The organism is Pseudomonas sp. GW821-FHT10B02 (assembly GCF_059415665.1).
Genome location: NZ_JBWKNR010000010.1, coordinates 207,799 through 228,221 on the forward strand (window position 1 = coordinate 207,799; position 20,423 = coordinate 228,221).

The following is a 20,423-nucleotide window of genomic DNA, read 5'->3' on the forward strand; positions in this document are numbered from 1 at the left end:
CGTTGGCATATGCAAAAATGCGCGCTCCCCCCGTTGTAACCATCTGCTAAGTTTCCTCCCGGGCTCGACCACCGGATGGAGATGAACAGATGCTTGCTGCCTATAAAGGAACCACCTCCATCAGCCTGGTGCGTGAAGCCCTTTATGGGGCAACCCAGCGTGGCCTGGACATATCCCTGGCGCTGCAACAAGCGCGTATCGACCCGCAACTGCTCAGCTCCACGAATGCTCGTGTATGCGCCTTGGCATTCTCACGGCTGTGGGTCGCCCTGTCGGACATGCTCGACGATGAGTTTTTCGCAATCGACAGCCACCCGCTACGGCGCGGCAGCTTTCGGCTCATGTGCCACGCCACCATTGGTTGTGAGTCGCTGGAACAGGCGCTGCGGCGGATTCTGGCGTTCCTGCGCCTGGGGCTTGATGACCTGTACGGTGAGCTGCACCTGGACGGCGACACGGCGTCGATCATCATCCACGACCATGGCGTGGAGCGCAGGTTGTTCAGCTATGGCACCTGGCTGATTCTGGTGCACGGGCTGCTGTGCTGGCTGGGTAATCGCAGAATTCCGTTGCAGGCCCTGAGCTTCCGCTCGCCGCGTCCGGATGATGACAGCGACTACCGCATGCGCTTCTGTGAGCACATCGAGTTTGCCGCCCCGGTGACCCGGGTCTGCTTTGATGCGTGCTTTTTGAACCTCAAGGTGGCCCAGACGCCCGAGAGCCTGGCCACTTTTCTTAGAGACTCGCCGGCAAGTCTGTTGGTCAAATACCGCAACGACGCCAGTTTAAGTGCCCAGATCAGGCAGCGGCTGCGCAACCATACGCCGGAAAACTGGCCGGCGCTGGATGAAGTGGCCAATCAGTTGAGCATGTCCAGTTCGACCCTGCAGCGGCGCTTGCAAGCTGAGGGCATCAGTTACCAGGGACTCAAGGACAACCTCAGGCGAGACATGGCCATCAACTTTCTCGGTCAGTCGGATCTGACCGTCTGCGAAGTTGCCGCCCAGGCCGGCTTTCAGGAAACCAGCGCATTCCACCGCGCTTTCAAGAAATGGACCGGCGTAAGCCCCGGCGCGTATCGCCGTTCGAGTACTGATGCGTCCAACCAGTCTCTGACTCAATCGGCAAGCTGATCCCCTTCCCCTTCTCTCCCGCTTGCCCCCTGCTCGCGCCAATGTGCCCAGATCGGTCAAACACATCGACGCCCGCGGGCATGTGCCGCACCGCCAATCGGCCCTAGGATTCGCCACAGGTTGCGCTGTGGCCCTCACCTGCCCTGGCCAGCTTGCGGACATACGACTGTGCACTTCACAAACAAAAACAACAGCGAAGGAGACACGCTATGCAATCGGTGAACATCTACGCGCTAGTGGGGGATTCGAAGTTCAATCGTTTCCATGGGCGCATCCTCTTCTGGTGCATGCTCATCCTGATCATCGACGGCTATGACCTGGCCGTGGTGGGCGCAGCACTGCCCGCGATCATGCAAGACATGAACGTCGACCCTACAAGCGCCGGGATCATGGCCGGCTCGGCACTGCTGGGTACGATGCTGGGCGCGATCTTCCTGGGCACGCTGGCTGACCGCATCGGTCGTCCGCGCATGATCGCCATCTGCGTGGCGCTGTTCAGCATTTTCACAGCGGTGGCCGGTTTTACCGACAACCCGGTCAGCTTCAGCATTGCCCGCTTCATTGCCGGTCTCGGTATCGGCGGCGTACTGCCGGTATGTACCGCACAGATGGGTGAGTACTCACCACTGAAATTGCGCACCCGCCTGATCACCCTGGTGTTTGCCGGTTACTCGGTGGGCGGTATCCTCGTGGCGTTGACCGCCAAGCAACTGATCGAGAGCTATGGCTGGCAGTGGGTGTTCTATGTCGCCGGGCTGCCGGTGCTGCTGATTCCGTTCATTCTCAAGAGCATGCCGCAATCCCTTGGCTACTTGCTCAGGAACGGCCGTCAGGACGAATTGCGTGAAATCGTCGGCAAGATCGAGCCAGGCCATGCGGTTACCGATACGCTGGTGGTCACCGGCAATGTCGCCGTGCAAAACACTCAGGCAACCCCGGTTCGCGACCTGTTCAAGCAAGGGCGCGGGTTCAGCACGGTGATGATCTGGACCGCTTTCATGACCGGTCTGTTCATGGTTTATGCCCTCAACTCCTGGCTCACCAAACTCATGGCAATGGCCGGTTTCAGCCTCGGCTCGGCGCTCAATTTCGTCATCGTGTTCAACCTCGGTTCGATCGCCGGGGCCATGGTCGGTGGCTGGCTGAGCGACAAACTGAGCATCAAGCATGTGCTGGTGTGCTTCTACATCACCGGGGCAATAGCCCTTACCCTCCTCGGTTACACCCGCGATACCACGGCACTGTTCGCGGTGGTGTTCCTGGTCGGCGCCTCGACCCTGGGCACGCAACTGCTGGCCTACGCCTATGCCGGTGACTTCTATCCGTCCGAGATCCGTTCCACCGGCGTCGGCTTCGCCTCCGGCGTGGGTCGCATCGGCGCCATTGTCGCCCCGGTACTGATTGGCTGGCTGGTCTCGTTGAGCCTGCCGCTGCAGCAAAACTTCATGGCCATCAGCCTGGCAGGCCTGATCGGTGCCCTGGCGGTCACCCTGATCAACCAGTCCCGGGCGCAATCGACCCAAGAGAAGAAGGCCCTCGCGCTTTCGCGCTGAACCCATGCCTTGACGCCAGACGCTGCCTGCAGGAACGAACATGAACCGATTATCGCCACCGCCAGCTTCCGCGCAGCTTGTGAGCCACGCAGTTGACTGGGCCATCACCACGCGACGCAGTATCAGGGCATTTCTTCCCACACCAGTGGCGCAGGAGGACATCGAGGCGATCCTCGATGTCGCACGCTTCAGTGCCACCGGGGTGAACATGCAGCCTTGGCATGTGCATGTGCTGACCGGCGAAGTGAAGGCGCGTCTGTCGCGCGCCATCACCCGCATCGACAACGATCCCGCGTCCGCGGCAAACCATGCAGACCCGTACGCCTACTACCCGTACCAATGGAAGGCGCCCTACCTCGAGCGCCGACGGGCAGTGGGCTGGGCGCTCTACGGGTTGCTGGGGATCGACAAGAACGACAGGCCGCGCATGCATGCACAGCACGGTCGCAACTATCGGTTCTTCGATGCGCCGGTGGGCTTGCTGTTCACCATCGACCGCAGCCTTGGTGAGGGCAGCCTGCTCGATTACGGCATGTTCCTGCAAAGCGTGATGGTTGCTGCGCGCGGCCGCGGCCTGCATACCTGCCCGCAAGCCTCATTCCTCAAATACCACACCCTCATCGCGGAGCAATTGGGGATTGCGCCTGAACAGATGCTGGTGTGTGGCATGAGCCTCGGTTACGCGGACCCTGCCAGCATCGAAAACACCTTGGTGACCGGTCGGGAGCCGGTCAGTGCGTTCGCAACCTTTCATCCCTGATCACAACAACAAAAATAAAAGGTGCCTGTAATGTCGAAACACCCTGTGAAGCTGCTGCTCGCCACCGCTGTCGCCGCTCAAGCCCCGATGGTCATGGCGGACTTTGTCAAGGATGCCAAGGCAAGCCTTGAACTGCGCAACTTCTATTACAACCGCGACTTTCGCAACGACGACGCACGCCAGAACAAGCGCGACGAGTGGGGTCAGGGTTTCATCCTCAACCTGCAGTCGGGCTTTACCGAAGGCACGCTCGGCTTTGGTGTCGATGCCCTCGGCCTGCTCGGGGTAAAGCTGGACTCAAGCCCCGATCGTACCGGCTCAGGCCTGCTGGCCTACGACTCGGAGCGCAATGTCGAGGACGCCTACAGCAAGATGACGCTGACCGCCAAGGCCCGCCTGGCAAAAAGCGAACTGCGTATCGGCGGTATCAACCCGGTCATGCCTCTGCTTGCAAGCAACAACAGCCGCCTGCTGCCGCAGGTGTTTCGCGGCGGCCTGCTGGTCTCCAACGACTTTGCGCCCCTGACTTTCTCGGCGCTGCGGGTAAACGCGGTCAAGCAACGCAACTCCACCGACTTCGAATCGCTGACCGCCACCGGCTACGCCCCGGTAGAGGCCGATCACTACTCCTACCTGGCATTCGACTACAAAGCACTGCCGACGCTGACCCTGAGCTATCACGTGGCCGAGCTTGAAGACCTCTACCGTAACAACTTTTTCGGTATGAAATTGAACCAGCCGTTGTCGACCGGCGCGGTGATCGCCGATGTGCGCCTGTTCGATGCCAACGAGACCGGTGACAAGAGCGTGGGTGAAGTCGACAACCGCACCCTCACCAGTTACCTGGCCTACAGCCTCAAGGGGCATACCCTTGGCGGCGGCTACCAGAAGGCCTGGGGCGATACCCCGTTTGCGTTCGTCAACGGCACCGACACCTACATTTTCGCTGAATCGCTGGTGAGTACTTTCACCGCCGCCAATGAGCGCGTCTGGTACGCCCGCTACGACTTCGACTTCGCCGCGGTGGGCGTTCCCGGGCTGACCTTGGGAGTCAAATACGCCAAGGGTGAGGACGTCGACCCGACGCTGGTCAACACCGCACAAGCGGCAGGGCTTCGGGCCAGCGGTGAATCGGGCAAGGAATGGGAACGCATGACCGACATCACTTATGTGGTCCAGGGCGGGCCGGTGAAGGGACTGGCAGTGCAGTGGCGCAACTCCACCAACCGCTCCACGTATGCCGACAGTGCCAACGAGAACCGGCTGATTCTGCGTTACACGTTCAACTACTAGGATCCCGCCGGCAGGGTCATCGCGGGCCAGGCCCGCGATTCGGTAGGAGGGGCACCTTCGAGTGATGCTTCGCACATGTTGCTTTCATTATGAAATTAACGGCGCGATAGTATGATCGCACTCTCCATCGACAGCGATCAGGTGAGCCCCGATGAAAAGAGCCAGCTTCCAACCCATGCCGTGCCCGGTCGCTCATGCCCTTGAATGCATTGGTGACGGGTGGAGCCTGCTGATCCTGCGCGATGCCTTCTATGGTCTGCGGCGGTTCGACGAGTTTCTCTACAGCCTGGGGATCGCCTCAAGCACCCTCACCCGCCGCTTGAACGATCTGGTGGCAGCCGGTTTGCTCGAGCGCCGCCCTTACCAGGACAACCCGCCACGCCATGAGTACCACCTCAACGAAGCAGGCCGGGACCTGCGTCCGGTAATCCTCACCCTGATGAGTTGGGGCGCCCGCCACACCAGCGGTTCAGACAAGGTTGCGCTGATAGACCAAAGCACCGGCAAACCCGTAGCGCTGGCGTTGGTGGATGCCAATACCGGCAAGCCTATTACCCGTGAAGAGCACCAGCTACAGCTGGCGGAAAACGCCGATGAGTTGACTCAATGGCGTTTGCGCACCGGCCAGTCTTACCGCCAGGCCGATGCGCAGGTCCATCTCATTGCCGAATAGCGTTCGCCAGCATCAGCTTAGCGCGTATGAATTCCCGCCAGCAGCCATGGGCTCTCCTGAGCCGGCAGCGCGCTGCTGCGGTTCCGTGCCCATTGGGTCAATGCCACCATCGACGCAAACCCGAGCACGATCAACACCGGATGCGCCATCAGCAACTCGCTGAGCGAATATTTCCAGGCCAGAGGACGACCGACACCCAGCATCGCGGCATACAGCCAGGACACGCCCGACAGTGCTCCGGAGAACAGGGCAAACATTCGCACACCGATCTGCAGATCAAGTAACGATCCGGCCTTCAGCAATGCAGGCAATATATAGCGATGCAACAACATGCCGTTGAATGTCAGTAACAAGACAATAATGACTTTGGCTTGAAGTTTCGGATTGGCAAAATAGTTAATACCTTTTTCCAGGTAATCAATACCTATCAGTGCGGCTCCGCTAATCCACAAGAATATCAACGCACTGGCAACAGATTTCTGCAGACTCGTCATATGATCGTTATCGTGCCCCGTCGATACACGACCTTTCAATAAGCCCTTGACCATCGCAGCATCGCTGGCAAACACCAGGCCGATGGCGACGCAACAGGCTATCAGATGGACATAAACAACCGCCAACCGCAAAAGCTCCATGGATTCTTTCTGCCCGAACAGGCTAATAATTGTATTGATCTCCACGACGACTTCTCCACTTAATACGTTAGTGCCAGATGACCTTGCAACAGGCGTACGAACGACCTGATCGCAACTACAGGATCAAACTCACTTGAACAAACTAAATCAGTAAACCGGTATTTCAAGAATGCAGCGACTCGCCCAGCGAGCCATTGATGAGGGCATAGCGTTACTCCAGGTTTCAGGTAAAAAAAATCCCCACGTGCATTCCATACGATGCAGATGAGGATGAACGTCCATTTTTTACGAGGGAGTGCACGGCGTGATCACTGAGGACCGGCCTGCTGGAAAATAAGAGAGCTGTATTTTCCGATCGTTCACTTTTAAGGAAGAACCACCGACGGGCGGTCCCGCATTCAATACCTATGGATACTTGCGGTTTGCGCTGAAACCTGCGTGGCCTAAGGGTTCAAAGCCTGCGGTAGCTCACAGCCCGATTGCCGAGATCACGACAGGTGCAGCTCCTGCATGCTGATCTCGCGCATGCGAAACTTCTGGACCTTGCCGGTGACCGTCATCGGAAACTGCTCCACAAAGCGAAAATACCGCGGCACCTTGAAATGCGCGATACGTGCCTTGGCCCAGTCGCGCAATTGCTCTTCACCCGGGTTTTGGTCAGGGTGCAGGCGGATCCAGGCGACGATCTCCTCACCGTATCGCGCGCACGGAATGCCGATCACCTGTACCTCGGCTACCGCCGGATGGCTTGCGAAGAATTCCTCCAGTTCGCGCGGATAGATATTCTCTCCGCCGCGAATGATCATGTCCTTGCTGCGTCCGACAATGCGCACATAGCCCTGCTCATCCATCGACGCCAGGTCCCCGGTGTGCATCCAGCCCTGCTCATCAATGCTTTCAGCGCTGGCCGCCGGATTGTTCCAGTAACCGAGCATGACGCTGTAACCACGCGTGCACAGCTCACCGATTTCGCCGCGTGGTACACACTGCCCGGCGCTGTCGATGATTTTGCTCTGCAGGTGCGGTTGGGTGCGGCCAACGGTGGTCACGCGCAGCTCGAGGTCATCGTCAGGGCCTGTCTGCAATGAAACCGGGCTGGTCTCGGTCATGCCGTAGGCGATCTGCACTTCGCTCATGTGCATTTCATCGATTACCCGACGCATGACTTCGATGGGACAGTTGGCACCGGCCATGATGCCGGTGCGCAGGCTTGAGAGATCGAAGGTGTCGCGTTGCGGATGGTCTAGTTCGGCAATGAACATGGTCGGCACCCCATACAGTGCGGTTGCCCGCTCCTCGGCCACCGCACACAGGGTGGTCAGGGGATCGAAAGCATCCCCGGGGTAAATCAATGTCGATCCATGGGTCAGGCAGCCAAGGTTGGCCATGACCATGCCAAAGCAATGGTAGAGCGGTACCGGCACCACCAGGCGGTCATGCTCGGTCAGGCCGAGGCTCTCACCGACCATGTAGCCATTGTTGAGAATGTTGTAATGGCTGAGGGTCGCGCCTTTGGGAAAGCCGGTGGTGCCCGAGGTGTACTGGATATTGATCGGCTCAGCGTAGTGCAGGCTGGTCTGGCGCGCCGCCAGCGCCGCAGCGCTGACCTCTGCGGCTCGCGCCTGCAGCGCCTGCCAGGCGAGAAAGCCCACCGGCGGGTGGTCAGCCAGACTAACCACTCCACGCAGCTCAGGAAAACGCTCGCAGGCCAGTTCCCCAGGTGCGCTCGCGGCCAGCTCAGGCACCAGCTCCAGCAGCATGGCGTGGTAGTCGGAGGTTTTGAAGGCGTCGGCACAGACGATCCAGCGGCAGCCCGACTGGCTCAATGCGTAAGCCAGCTCGTTGCTGCGGTAGGCCGGGTTGATATTGACGAGGATGGCGCCGATTTTCGCACTGGCAAACTGGGTGATGCACCACTGCGCGCAGTTGGGCGCCCAGATACCCAGGCGGTCACCGCGTTCAAGCCCCAGGGCCATCAGCGCGTGAGCCTGGCGCTCGACCGCATCCGCGAGGGTCTGCCAGCTGTAGCGCAGCCCCTGGTGCCGGACCACCAGCGCTTCGCGCTCGGCAAAGCGCGACACGGTTAGGTCGAAGGCGTCCCCTATGCACATTTGCAGCAGCTTGGTGTCCTGCCGCCCTTGGGTTTGGCTCAACGCGTTCATGGTGTTCTCTTGTTCTTGTTGTTCCGGGATTCAACGCCGCGCTGCCTAGCAGCGCGGCGGCCTTGCCTACCTGACGAACACCTGGGTGGTGGTGATCGACATGTCGCCACCTGGCAGCTTGATGTTCTTGACCTTCTCCAGGCTCTGCGGATCGAACACCGCGATATCGTTGAAGGTGCCGGCAAGGTAGAGCTTGCTGCCCTGCTTGTTGAAGGCCACGCAGTAGTAAGTGTGGTCGAGGTTGGCGGCCTTGATCAGCTTGCGCTCCTTGATGTCATAGCGCGCCAGGCGGTTGAGCACCCCGTACATCTGGTTCGGGTCCTTTGGTGAACGCAGGCCGGTGAAGTACAGCTCGGTCAGCGAAGCGAACTCCTGGTAGCTGCTTTTACCACTCTTGAGATCGATGCTCAGGTAGCCATACATCGGTTCAGCCGTGGCTGGATCCTGCTTGTCGTCCTGGAAGCGCGACACGGTGTAGAGCATGGTGAAGTCATGCTGTGCGGTCTGGTGTGGCCAGAAGTACAGCACGTCCGGGGCGCTGAACCCCGGACGCTGCCAGTTGCGCAGTGGCAGCGCGACTTCATATTTGCCGGTGTTCACATCCATCTTGTAAATATCGGGGCCGGCGACAAACAGGCTGCCATCATCCGCCGCGCGCATCAGGAAGACCTGGCGCGGCATGGGAAAGCTGCGAACAGGCTTGGCGGCCAGCCCGTCTGCGGTACGGAATACCTCCAGGCGCGGCGGTTTGACCACGTAGTGGTCATTCAGGCGCTGGGTCGGATTGACCGTGGCGTAGACCTCCTTGCCATCCGGGCTGATGGCGAAGGAAAACATCGAGCGCGCCACCTCGCCCGGGGTGTTCGACAAGTTGGCGTGGAACACCGTCTTGCAGGTGTCCAGGTCAATACCGTAGAGATCCCCGAAATGGTTGTTGAGCAAGTACGCGGTACGATTGTCCGGCGCCATCATCGCCGTGCCGGGGCCAAAGGCGTCCGGCAGCTTGCAGCTTTTGTAGAGCTCATCGCTGGCCAGGTCGACCACGTGCAGGTTGTTTGGGTAGTTGGTGGCGATCATGTACTCGTGCCCCACCTTCAGCGCAGGCCCGCTGCTGTCGGCAGCCCAGGCTGCGAAGGTGCTGGCACAGGCGGCGACGGTGAACGCCAGCTTGGCGAAAACTCCAGGTTTCATGCGGTTTCCCCTTGTTGTTCTTGTTGGCCGGTCACTTGTCTTTTGGAAACACAGTGCCGAGGTTGCGCCAATCGTCTTGGGAGTTGCTGGCCTGGGCGTTCCAGTCCTGGTAGGTGCTCATCATGTCGGGCACCTGGGCTGGCCACCAGCAAGGGTCCGAGCAGCCGTAGAGGTCGGCTTCCATTGGCTGGCACAGCGAGCTGACGCCACCAAAGGCATCCACTTCCCAGCCCGGGTCGGTGGTGGCGGTGCAACCGGCGACCGCGCTCATGGCCACGACTTCCTCGACCCGGTCCTGGGCGACCGCTTGCTCAAGAATTTGCGCTTTGTTGTTCAGCGGCTTGAGATGTTTCATATCAATGCGCCTTCCGCGGAGTGATGTAGCGGCTGATGAAGGCCGGATTGGCGGCCATGATGCGGCTGTAAACCTCGATGCCGAAGTCAATCCAGTCGCGCATCAACTCGCAGTAGTGGTAGGTCGGATGAGTAGGATCGCCGTAGCGGGCATAGCTCTCGTGGTAGCAGCCGCCAGAACACAGGTTGCGGATACGGCAGCTGTCGCAGCCGGTGCCGCTACGGTCCAGGCGCTGGGACAGGAAGTCGTTCAGCTCCACCTGCTTCACCCCGCTGTGCACGTTGCCGAAGGTCGGCAGGCTGGAGCCGGTGAAGCGATGGCACAGGTTCAGCTCGCCCTTGTGATCGACCGCCAGCATCTTCAAGCCGGCGCCGCACGGCAGGGCTTTCTTGTGCCCTTCATGGATGTCGGTGATCAGCTGGTGGAGGTTGGAGAAGCCGATATTGCGGTGTTCCAGTGCGGCTTCCAGGTAACGTCGGCCAAGGGCCTTCATGTTGGCGAACACCTGCACCAGTTCATCGCTGGTGAGGTTAAAGCTGCTGATGTCACCGGAGGTCACCGGGGCGAAACCGACTTCGGCGAATCCCAGTTCGTTGAACAGGTGATCCCAAATGGTTTCGACATCGGTCACACCGGTGGTCAAGGTCACCCGTGCACCCACCGGGCGGCTGCTGTAGCGCGACAGCAGCATCTGGGCCTTGCGCCGCACCACGTCGTAGGTGCCCTGGCCGCCGACGGTGATGCGGTTGCGGTCATGTACGGTCTTGGGGCCGTCGATGCTCACCGACAGGCCAAAACGGTGGGCGTTGAGGTAATCCACGGTCTCTTCGGTGAGCAGCGTGGCGTTGGTGGTCATGACGAACTCGACAAGCTTGCCGGCCTCGGCAAAGCGCTTCTCGCAATAGTCGACCATGTACTCGATCAGCTTGCGATTGCTCAGTGGTTCGCCGCCGAAAAACACCACGGTAAAACGCTCTTCGTCCGGGGATTCCTTGAGCAGCATCTCCACCGAAGCGATGGCCGTTTCCACGTCCATTTTCTTGCCCGCCGAGGGCTTGTCCAGGTCTTCCTTGTAGCAGTAGGTGCAGCTCAGGTTGCAGCCGGTATTGACGTTCAACACCACGGTATTGATCGCCGTACGCTCGACCCGCTTCAGGCCGATTTCCGGGGTCAGCGGCGAGCCGTCGCTGACCACCTCCAGGGCGATCAGCTCGCGCAAGGTGTCGATGATGTCCTCACCGCTGAAGCGTGATTGCAGACGCTGCTGCAACTCTTCAGATGAACAGCCTTGCTCGCGCAAAGTGTCGATGATTCCGCCTGTTACTGCGTCGGTGGCAAACAGCGAACTGCTGGGGATATGGAACAGCATGCGGTCGGCGTCCACCTGCACTTCATGCAGATTGCGTTCGACCAGATTCAAAAGCGCGCCCATGGCGACCTCCCGATGTGCATTGTGATCAACGTTGGAATCCGGGCAGCGCAGTGCCCGTAGGGTCAACGGCCGATCACGGCAGCGGTGGATTGTTCCAGCGTTGCACGGTGACGATCAGGTGGCCTTCGCCTTTCTGTCCGCCGTCCTGCAACTGGGCGATCACTTTCAGATTGCCCGCGTTGTTGGTCATCATCCGCCGCTCGGGGTTAGGGCCGGCACCGCCGGGCATGAAAATGCCGTTCTCGAGCATCTGCCCGGCGAACTTGACGTCTTCGTCTTCCTTGGCCTTTTCGTTATACGGCTCGACCGACCACTGCGCCGGCAGATAGCCAATGCGCAGCGGCTGACCCTTGGCATCTTTACCCCAGGCCTCGGCCTCGAAGCGCCCCTGCACCTTCGGCGTACTGCCGCCGTTCTCACCGATGCGGGCGATGGAGAACGCCGGCACCACTTTCACTTCCTCGACTTTGTCGTAGACCGCCAGGCTCGGCCCTTTCAATCCGCCCTGGCTGACTTCACGCAGGCCAGGCGCCGCATCGGCCGCAGCCCGCACCTTGACCCGTACCTGGCTGGCGCTTGATTCCAGCACTTCGGTCACGTCGATACCCGGGCCAAGGTCCGGTTTGCCGGACAAGCCGCTGCCAACCAGTGTCAGCTCGGCCTCGCTGCCCGCCTTGATGAACGAAGGCTGTACGGCCAGCAAACGGGCCTTGCCCTCCTTCACCGCAGTAAAATCCAGGCCGCGTTCGTCATGCTCGGCCTCGAACATGCGCCCTTTCATCTCGCCATCGAGTGCGGCGAATACCTGACGCATCGTGGTATCGCCAATCCTGACGTTACCGCGCCATTCGAAGCCGTTGTAGAGAATCGCCGAGCCGCTGCCCTGGAACGGCGTACCGTCGGCATAGCGGCCGTTGACATCGACCTTGAAGGTGCCATCGCCCTGAGCGCTGCCGAGGGTCATCTCGCCGCGCACGTCACCCTTGCTCAGCATATGGCCACTAAAGGCCCAGCGCCCCACCAGCACCTCGGGCTTGGGCCGTGTTTGCTGCCAGTCGGTCCAGGCCGGATTGTCCAGCGGGAAGCGCTTGGCCAGCTCAGGCACCATTTCGTTCAGGGCGATCTCTAACCAGTCGCGATCCCGTGACAGGGCCTGGTATTCGAGTGACGGCCATTGGCCAAGGTGGAAGTTGACCAGGTGTTCCCATTCCTTGGCCGGACGCCGCTGCAGGGCGACCCGGGCGCCGGAGTGGCAACGGCCGCAGGTCTGGCTGAGCTTCTCGTCAAACTGCTCCACCGTGTTCAGGCGGCGCTCCATGGCATACCGCACACCTTCGGTTTCGCTGGGTGCCAGGCCTTGCTTGTCGGCCAGGTACTTGACCAGGGTGCGGCGGTCATCGTCGCTGATCTGCAGACCATGCATGACCTGCATGCGGCCGATGCTCATCAACCAGCCTTCGGGGGTTTTGCGCTGGTGACTGATGCGGCTATAGCTGTCGTTGCCTTCGGCTGTGTGACAGCCCATGCACTTGCTCTGCAGCAGGTCGGCGCCGGGCTCTTTGGCCTGGAGCTGGGTGCATAGCAAGGCGGCGGCGATCAGCGCCAGGCTGCTGGTATGTCGCCGGAGTCGAGTCGTTCTCAAGGTCAGACCTCCACGGTGTTGTTCTTATCGTTATTGCACGCTGGGTGCCGTAGGTGCTTCTGCGAATGACCAATACAGGAACTGTGCCAATCCAGGCAAAGCGTTTATTTTCAATGTGTTAAACACCTTCAAGGACGAATCGCAGTGGGTCGAACTGTTGCAGGGGTGTCTCATACTGTCTCAAAGTGCTACACCGTAATTCGTCTACAGTTTTCTGTAGGCGGGTAAAAAGACAAGCAATATCAATACGTTGATGACGGATCTCATGTTTGGCATGGTGGTTGCGAAAGCGCCCTGCACATCCAATGACAAGAGGCGCCGCCCCATGCTGTCGACCCTGCCGATCCTCCCCCGTACCCAGGCTTTTCTCGACCGTAAACTGAAAATGCGCATTGGCGCCGACTGGCAGGACGCGCAGAGTGGCAAGACCATGAACTTTCGCAACCCGGCCACAGGCGAGGTACTGGGCGAGGTGCCGTGTGCCGACAGCGTCGACGTTGAGCGTGCCGTCCAGGCGGCGCGTGCGGCCTTCGATGACTCGGCCTGGAGCCGCATGCGTCCCCGTGAGCGGCAGAACCTGCTGTGGCGTCTGGCCGAACTGATGGAGCGCGACGCGCAGGAGCTGGCCGAACTCGAGTGCTTGAACAATGGCAAGAGCGCTGCGGTGGCCAAAGTCATGGACGTGCAACTGGCCATCGACTTCCTGCGCTACATGGCTGGCTGGGCCACCAAAATTGAAGGCGCGACGGTGGAGCCTTCGCTGCCGTTGATGCCTGACGATCAGTTCCACGGTTTCATCCGCCGCGAAGCGATCGGCGTCGTCGGTGCCATCGTCGCCTGGAACTTTCCGCTGCTGCTGGCCTGCTGGAAGCTCGGGCCGGCGCTGGCCACCGGCTGCACCATGGTGCTCAAGCCTGCCGACGAAACCCCGCTGACCGCCTTGAAGCTGGCCGAACTGGTGCAGGAAGCCGGCTATCCGGATGGCGTATTCAACGTAATCACCGGCACCGGGCTGAATGCCGGTGCCGCTCTCACCCGCCACCCCGGCGTAGACAAACTGACCTTCACCGGTTCCACCGAAGTCGGTAAGCAGATCGGCAAGGCGGCCATGGAAAACATGACCCGCGTGACCCTGGAGCTGGGCGGCAAGTCGCCGACCATCGTCATGCCCGACGCCAACCTGCAGGAGGCCGCCGCGGGCGCCGCAACGGCGATTTTCTTCAACCAGGGCCAGGTGTGCTGCGCAGGTTCGCGCCTCTATGTGCACCGCAAGCATTTCGACAATGTAGTGGCCGATATCGCCTCGATTGCCAATGGCATGAAACTCGGCAACGGCCTTGATCCGCAGGTGCAGATGGGGCCGCTGATCTCCGCCAGGCAGCAGGACCGGGTGACCGGCTACATCAACCTTGGTCGCGAACTGGGCGCCACTATCGCTTGCGGTGGTGAAGGTTTTGGCCCGGGTTATTTCGTCAAACCGACGGTGATCGTTGACGTCGACCAGCGTCATCGCCTGGTTCAGGAAGAAATCTTCGGCCCGGTGCTGGTCGCCATGCCCTTCGACGACATTGATGAAGTGGTGCGTCTGGCGAACGACAACCCTTATGGCCTGGGCGCGAGCATCTGGTCCAACGACCTGGCGGCGGTGCACCGGATGATCCCGCGGATCAAGTCTGGTTCGGTGTGGGTCAACTGTCACAGCGCGCTGGACCCGGCACTGCCGTTCGGTGGCTACAAGCTGTCTGGCGTCGGCCGGGAAATGGGCGCTGCCGCGATCGAGCACTACACCGAGCTGAAATCGGTGCTGATCAAACTCTGAAGCGCCCCCCGGTGGGAGCGGGCTTGCCCCGCGATTGCGGTATGTCAGTCACATCGCATCGCGGGGCAAGCCCGCTCCCACCAGCTAGTCAGCCATACCCCTGCTCGGCCAGCCAGCGCCGCACCATCATCTGCTGCTCCATCGAGCGATCGCTTAACACTTGCGTCAGTTCAAGCCCGTCTTGAACACCACGCACCACCGGCGCCAGCTCGATCCCCTGCAGGTGCCACACGCCCAGCGGCTGATCCGCCGTTACCACCACATCGGCCTCATCCACCAGCCCTTCGCGCAACACCGGTCGCCGTTCGACACGCACCGCCTCCCAGTCGGAGGCGCCATGTATCGGCTGCGCATCCGGCCACTGCCGCCTGCGCGCCCAGAACAGGCCTGCTGCCCGCGCCTGTTCCTGAGCATAAAAGTCCCGTCCGATCCGCGCGAAGCGCAGGAACAGCTGTTCGATCCGTTGCTGATGAAAACACCGCGCCAGAGCCGCCCGCTGCGGGCACCGCAACAGCGTGTTGATCACCGCCGGGGCCTGCAACGCTGAGGACAGCGACTGGAAAATCCCGTTCCCCGACAACGGGTCAACCGCCATCGCCGCATCGCCCACCCGCAGCCAATCCTCACCTGCACACTCGCCAGCCAGAATGGCGGTGCTGCTGCGGGCATGGACGATTGCCGGCGCCAGGGCATGCGCATCGAACAGCTCGGCTACCAGCTCCGAGCGGCGCCGGCGTTCGGCGCAGTACTCGGCCAGTGCAGCCTTGCCCGGCAGGCCTTCGGCATTCAGGGTGATCTGCCAGTAGCAGCGGCCATCGGCCAAGCGAGCCATCCACGCCCAGCCATCGTCCAGGCTCTCCACGGCCGAAGCCGGCTCGCCAGGCTCGCCCTGCCACAGATTGAGCAGGCTGACCGTCTCCGGGCCACGCAAGCGGTCGGCCGCCAACGGCGCCTGGCGGCCGCGGGCTTCCACCAGAAACTCGGCTTCAAGGGTTTGCCCATCGTCCAGACGCACCTGATGGCCATCCTCGCCCAGCACCTCGCGTACCCGTCCCTCGACCAAGGTCACCCCGGCCCGCTGCAGATCATCGCGCAGGGCCCGGTCGAAGGCTTGCCGATCGAGCAGATACTCCTGATTGAGCTGCAGGTGCTGGCCATTCCAGCGCACTTGCCGTGTCGCAGGTGTAGCTACTTCCTCCAGGGCACTCCCCAGACCGGCGTGACGCAAGCCCTCAAGTACCCGCTGCGAAACCCCTTCAACGGCCGCGAAGCGACGCCACTCGGACACCACCGTGACCGCATAGCCCAGGCGCCGCAGGCCGATGGCGGTGGCCGCGCCGGCAGGGCCGGCACCGAGGATCAGGATACGCGGATCAGCCATGCCTGCCTCCACGGCGCTCAGGTCCGATGAAGGCGGCATTTTCGCGTAGATACGCCAGCACTTGCTCGCGTGTCGCCCGCCTATGCTCGTGTAGATAGGCCGCAATCTGCCCGCTCAGGGCTGCACAGGCCAGGCTCGCACCGGCTGATCCTGCGTCCTCGCCGACCGCCGCGCCGAAGTCTGCCTGCGCGGTGTCCAGCCACGACCACTGCCCCGCTGCACAGCGGGCATCGCCAGTGATGCGCAGCACGCCCGGATAGCTGGCCGGGTACACCGGCCCGCCACGCGCGGGGCTGGACGCACAGAGCAGCACGCCGGCTTCCACTGCTACGGCGCAGGCCTGGCGCAGGACCGTTCGATCCTGCGCCAGGCCCAGGCTCAGATTGACCAGGCTCACGCCTTGCTCCACCAGCCACAGCAACGCCGCACTGACTTGCAATACCGAGGTCGCCCCCCGGCTGTCGAACACCTGGGCCACCTTTACCGACAGCCCGTCGGCCTGTGCCAGCAGCCGTTCAAGCACCGCACTGCCATGGCCGAGGGCATCGGCCTGCAACTCGCCTACGCCCAGCGTTCCCTGCTCCAGCCAGAAGCGCCGCCCGCCGGTCAGATAGCGGGTCTGCTGCACAGAACAGCCGCTATCGATCACCCCCACGCACAGTTCATCGGCCATGGCGCAATGGCTCCTGCCAGACCGCTTGCAAGCGGCCGTCTTCAAGGTGCAAGTGCAGGTCGGCGTCGGCCAGGGTACTGGTGCGGTGGCTGATGAGAATTCGCGTGCGCCCGGCGAATAGCTGGTCGATGGCGGCGATCACTTCGCGCTCGGTTGCCTCGTCCACCGCCGATGTCGCTTCGTCGAGCACCAGCACCCGTGGATCCTGAAGCAAGGCGCGGGCAATGGCGATGCGCTGTTTCTGCCCGCCAGACAGCTGCTGGCCACGTTCGCCCAATTGACCGTCCAGACCAAGCGGCAAGGCCTCGACCAGTGATTCCAGGCGAGTCAGGCGCACCACCCGTTCAAGCGCCTCGCGGCTGGCCTCGGGCACACTGTAGGCCAGGTTCTGCGCCAGGGTGCCGCGAAACAGTACGATGTCCTGGCTGACCACGGCTATGGACCTGCGCAGGGCCAGCAGATCCAGGTCACGCAGGTCGGCGCCATCGAGCAGGATGCGCCCCTGCTCAGGGTCATAAAAGCGTTGCAGCAGATCGATCAGGGTCGACTTGCCAACACCTGACGCACCACTGATCGCCACCTTCACCCCTGCCGGTATGCAGATATCGACGCCACCCAGCACCCTGCCCAGACGCTGCTCGTGAGCGAAATGCACAGACTCCAGGCGCAACTCCCCGGGCCCTTGCGGCATGGGCACCGGCGCTGTCGCCTGGTGCACGCCAACCGGTTCCTGCTGCAATTCCATCACCCGCCCGAGACTCACGGCCATGCGCTGCACCGCCACATACAGGCCGAGCAGGCTCTGTACCGGCCCGACCGCCATGCCCAGGTAGGTGGAGAACGCGATCAGTGCGCCCAGTTGCCAGGTACCCTGAATCACCCAGTAGCCGCCGACCAGGAAAGCGCAGGCGCGGCACAGCGAGGTCAAGGTACCCGGCACCGCCTGGGTGAAGAACTCAGTGACCTGCACCCGCAGCAACTGGCTCATGTAGCCCTGCCCCAGGCGTTCCAGGCGTTCGGATTCACGGCGCTGCTGCCCGGCCGCCTGGATGAACTTCATTGCCGGCAGAGTCTCGACCAGAAACGACGATACATCGGCAGAACGCTCGCGCAGGCTGCGCACCTCACGTTCAACCTTGCGGCGCATCCAGCGCAACCAGAGCACTTCGATGGGAATCAGCAGCGCCAGCAGCAACGACAGTTGCCAGGACAGCATGAGCATCAGGGTTACCGCGCCGATCAGGCCAATCACACTGGAAACCGCCGCGAACAACGAGTCCACTGCAAAGCGCTGGATCTCGGCAACATCGCCATCGAGCCGCGAAAGAATATCACCGATGCGCTTACGCCCGTAGAACGCCGGCGACAGCTGCTGCAAGTGGCGATACAGGTCATCGCGCAGGGCAAACAGAATGCGTCCGGAGAGGCGTGTATGCAGGTAGCGGTTGATGCCCGCCAGCAGCATGCCGACAATCCCGACGGCGATCATGACCAGCGCCACCTGCCAGAGCACCTGGAAGTCCTTGGCCAGCAGGCCTTGGTCGATCAGGGTTTTGACCAGCCAGGGTTGCACCAGTACCAGCAGCGAAGCCGCCAGGGACAGCCCGAGCAATACGGCGATCGCTCGCCGGTGCGGGCGTACGAAGCCGTACAACCAGGCCAGCGCGTGGCGCATCAGCTGCGGGTCGGAGCTGTTGATCAGCCTGAGAAAAATACCGCCCATCAACAGCCCCTCATCCGCGCAGTTGCTTGAGTTTTCGGTACAGCGTGGCACGGCTGATACCCAGGGCATCGGCCGCTGCCGAGACATTGCCCTGATGGCGCGCCAAGGCGCCGCGGATCAACTCCACCTCGTTCTCACGAATGCTGCCGGTTTGCTGCGTACTGGCGGTCAGTTCATCGAGCAGGCAGTCGGTCAGGTGCTCCAGGCTCAGCACCTGCTCACCTGGCTCGCGCATCGCCAGCGCCGAGCGCAAGACCATTTCCAGCTGACGGATGTTGCCCGGCCAGTCGAAGTTGCCGAGCAACTCGCGCAGGCCCTTGTCCAGGGCGACACCTTCGGCGCCGAACTTGCCCAGCAGGCTGTCGATGACCTCGCTCAGGTCGTCACGGTCGCGCAGCGCCGGCAGCTGCACGCTTACGCCGTTGATGCGGTAGTAGAGGTCTTCGCGAAAGTGCTGGTCGAGTACCAGGCGTTTCAGATCGCGGTGGGTGGCACAGATCACCGCCACGTCGATGTCCTGCTCGTCGCCGCCGCCAAGCGGCGCGACCCGGCGCTCCTGCAGCACCCTGAGCAGGCGCGCCTGCAGGGCCAGCGGCATATCGCCGATTTCGTCGAGAAACAGGGTGCCGCCGTGAGCCTGCATCAGCCGACCGACCATACCGCCACGGCGCGAGCCAGTGAAGGCGCCTTCGCGATAGCCGAACAGCTCGGACTCGATCAGACCTTCCGGGATGGCGGCGCAGTTGACCGCAACAAAGGGTTTGTCGGCACGCGGGCTGGACTGGTGCAAGGCGCGCGCCACGACATCCTTGCCGGTGCCGGTCTCGCCCAGCAACAGCACCGGCAGATCATTGTTCAGGCCCCGGCAAGCCATGCGCAGGGCCCGGGCCAGGCGTGCATCGCTGCCGGCCAGGGTTTCCAGTTGCGCAGGTTTAGGTGCGGGGAGCGCCTTGCAAAGAGTTCGCGGCGTACTCATGGCGGCACGCTGCGGCAGGTGTACCGCGCGGAAGAAAAACTCGCCCTTGGCGGTCTGCACGCTGTTCACCCGGTCGCTCCACAGGCGGGTGAGGAAGGCTGATGTGCGTTCGCCCATCAGCTCACTGCAACGCCTGCCAAGCAGCGCCGGACGCGCCAGCTGGAGCAGCTCACAGGCGCGTTCGTTCGCCGCCAGCACCTCGCCATCAAGGCTCAGCGCCAGCAGGCCGTGCCAGGCACTGCCAAGGTATTGCGCACGGTTGTGAAACGACAGCACCAGCTGATCGGGATAGCACAGGCCGAACATCCGGCTCTCGATATTGCTGGCCGCCATGATCAGCGTGGAGAGGTTGTCCTGAGGCTGGGCCATGATGCCTTCGCGGGTCAGGTCGAGAACGCCGATCACATGCCCCTGGGGATCGCGCAGCGGCACCGAGGTGCAGGAAAACGGGCTGAGCCGGTCCAGGTAATGCTCGCCGCAGTTGATCAGGGTCGGGCGGCCCTCGACCACCGCCGTGCCGATGGCGTTGGTGCCGCGGCTCGACTCGCTCCAGCAACTGCCTGGATGCAAGTCACGCAGGCCGGCCTGATTGAGCTCGGTCGTCTGGCCACCGATGGCCAGGATGTTGGCCTGCGCATCGCCGAGAATGATCATCCCGCTGTTGCCTTGGCGGGCAACCAGGTATTCCATTTCCGGTGTAGCGGCGTCGATCAGCAGACGGTTACCGTCGAGCAGCTCCTGCAAGCGCTGACGTACGCCCAGCTCGACCTCATCGGAGCCCAGGCAGCTCAGGCCATGGCCCAGGCTGCGCCGCCACGAGGCATCAATTTCTTCGCGCAGCATGCCTTGCGGCAAGGCGCCTTCACTGACAAGTTTCAGGCGGGCCATGCGCGATGTCTGCAATGGATCGGTAGCAATTGTTATTGGTATATGTCGCGCCATCTCTGACTCCAGCGTGATGCGATTGCTCCATCTGCGCTGACTTTACCCCAATATCTCCCTGCTTCCACGCATTGCCGGCA

Annotated in this window: 16 protein-coding genes; 6 read left to right on the top strand and 10 right to left on the bottom strand. The window is 61.8% G+C overall.

The window, feature by feature from the left end:
• The first annotated feature begins 89 nt into the window (after positions 1 to 89).
• The 5 genes from AC07OF_RS16690 (at position 90) to AC07OF_RS16710 (ending at position 5,412) form a co-directional block, all read left to right on the top strand.
• Positions 90 to 1,133, top strand: coding sequence for an AraC family transcriptional regulator (locus AC07OF_RS16690; protein WP_495073242.1), 1,044 nt, complete (start codon positions 90 to 92; stop codon positions 1,131 to 1,133).
• 209 nt (positions 1,134 to 1,342) lie between these two features.
• Positions 1,343 to 2,686, top strand: coding sequence for an MFS transporter (locus tag AC07OF_RS16695; protein WP_495073243.1), 1,344 nt, complete (start codon positions 1,343 to 1,345; stop codon positions 2,684 to 2,686).
• A gap of 40 nt (positions 2,687 to 2,726) precedes the next feature.
• Positions 2,727 to 3,446 carry a nitroreductase gene (locus AC07OF_RS16700; RefSeq protein WP_495073244.1) on the top strand — a complete coding sequence of 240 codons (720 nt, stop codon included), beginning with the start codon at positions 2,727 to 2,729 and terminating at the stop codon, positions 3,444 to 3,446.
• A gap of 30 nt (positions 3,447 to 3,476) precedes the next feature.
• On the top strand, positions 3,477 to 4,739 hold the full coding sequence (locus tag AC07OF_RS16705; protein ID WP_495073245.1) for an OprD family porin: 1,263 nt from the start codon (positions 3,477 to 3,479) through the stop codon (positions 4,737 to 4,739).
• Positions 4,740 to 4,890: 151 nt separating this feature from the next.
• The gene (locus AC07OF_RS16710) at positions 4,891 to 5,412 is read left to right on the top strand and encodes a winged helix-turn-helix transcriptional regulator (protein ID WP_495073246.1); all 522 of its coding nucleotides are present in this window, start codon (positions 4,891 to 4,893) and stop codon (positions 5,410 to 5,412) included.
• Between the two features lie 17 nt (positions 5,413 to 5,429).
• Here the strand turns inward: AC07OF_RS16710 and AC07OF_RS16715 are convergent, their stop codons facing one another.
• From AC07OF_RS16715 to peaA, 6 genes are all read right to left on the bottom strand, one after another.
• The gene (locus AC07OF_RS16715; protein WP_495073259.1) at positions 5,430 to 6,047 is read right to left on the bottom strand and encodes a hypothetical protein; all 618 of its coding nucleotides are present in this window, start codon (positions 6,045 to 6,047) and stop codon (positions 5,430 to 5,432) included.
• A gap of 488 nt (positions 6,048 to 6,535) precedes the next feature.
• Complete coding sequence (locus AC07OF_RS16720) at positions 6,536 to 8,209, bottom strand: AMP-binding protein (protein WP_495073247.1); 1,674 nt, start codon at positions 8,207 to 8,209, stop codon at positions 6,536 to 6,538.
• A gap of 66 nt (positions 8,210 to 8,275) precedes the next feature.
• Entirely contained in the window at positions 8,276 to 9,400 is a 1,125-nt protein-coding gene (gene peaD / locus AC07OF_RS16725) for a quinohemoprotein amine dehydrogenase subunit beta (protein WP_157192582.1), read from the bottom strand.
• 31 nt (positions 9,401 to 9,431) lie between these two features.
• Positions 9,432 to 9,755, bottom strand: coding sequence for a quinohemoprotein amine dehydrogenase subunit gamma (gene qhpC / locus AC07OF_RS16730; RefSeq protein ID WP_038610709.1), 324 nt, complete (start codon positions 9,753 to 9,755; stop codon positions 9,432 to 9,434).
• Position 9,756: 1 nt separating this feature from the next.
• A complete protein-coding gene (gene peaB / locus AC07OF_RS16735) occupies positions 9,757 to 11,187 on the bottom strand; it encodes a quinohemoprotein amine dehydrogenase maturation protein (protein ID WP_476447100.1) in 1,431 nt (476 codons plus the stop codon).
• A 73-nt stretch (positions 11,188 to 11,260) separates the two neighbouring features.
• On the bottom strand, positions 11,261 to 12,829 hold the full coding sequence (gene peaA, locus AC07OF_RS16740) for a quinohemoprotein amine dehydrogenase subunit alpha (RefSeq protein ID WP_157192584.1): 1,569 nt from the start codon (positions 12,827 to 12,829) through the stop codon (positions 11,261 to 11,263).
• Between the two features lie 325 nt (positions 12,830 to 13,154).
• Between peaA and AC07OF_RS16745 the strand changes: the two genes are divergently transcribed.
• Positions 13,155 to 14,648, top strand: a complete 1,494-nt coding sequence (locus tag AC07OF_RS16745; protein WP_157192585.1) for an aldehyde dehydrogenase family protein — start codon at positions 13,155 to 13,157, stop codon at positions 14,646 to 14,648.
• Between the two features lie 88 nt (positions 14,649 to 14,736).
• Here AC07OF_RS16745 and qhpG read toward each other — a convergent pair whose 3' ends face one another.
• From qhpG to AC07OF_RS16765, 4 genes are read right to left on the bottom strand one after another with little or no spacing between them, the layout of a single operon-like run.
• The gene (qhpG, locus tag AC07OF_RS16750; protein WP_157192586.1) at positions 14,737 to 16,029 is read right to left on the bottom strand and encodes a flavin-dependent monooxygenase QhpG; all 1,293 of its coding nucleotides are present in this window, start codon (positions 16,027 to 16,029) and stop codon (positions 14,737 to 14,739) included.
• Positions 16,022 to 16,702, bottom strand: a complete 681-nt coding sequence (gene qhpE, locus AC07OF_RS16755; protein ID WP_157192587.1) for a subtilisin-like serine protease QhpE — start codon at positions 16,700 to 16,702, stop codon at positions 16,022 to 16,024. Before qhpE ends, qhpG begins: the two co-directional genes overlap by 8 nt.
• A complete protein-coding gene (locus AC07OF_RS16760; protein ID WP_495073248.1) occupies positions 16,692 to 18,425 on the bottom strand; it encodes an ABC transporter ATP-binding protein in 1,734 nt (577 codons plus the stop codon). The genes qhpE and AC07OF_RS16760 overlap by 11 nt, the downstream gene beginning before the upstream one ends.
• A 10-nt stretch (positions 18,426 to 18,435) precedes the next feature.
• Entirely contained in the window at positions 18,436 to 20,343 is a 1,908-nt protein-coding gene (locus tag AC07OF_RS16765; RefSeq protein ID WP_495073249.1) for a sigma-54-dependent Fis family transcriptional regulator, read from the bottom strand.
• Between the last annotated feature and the right edge of the window lie 80 nt (positions 20,344 to 20,423).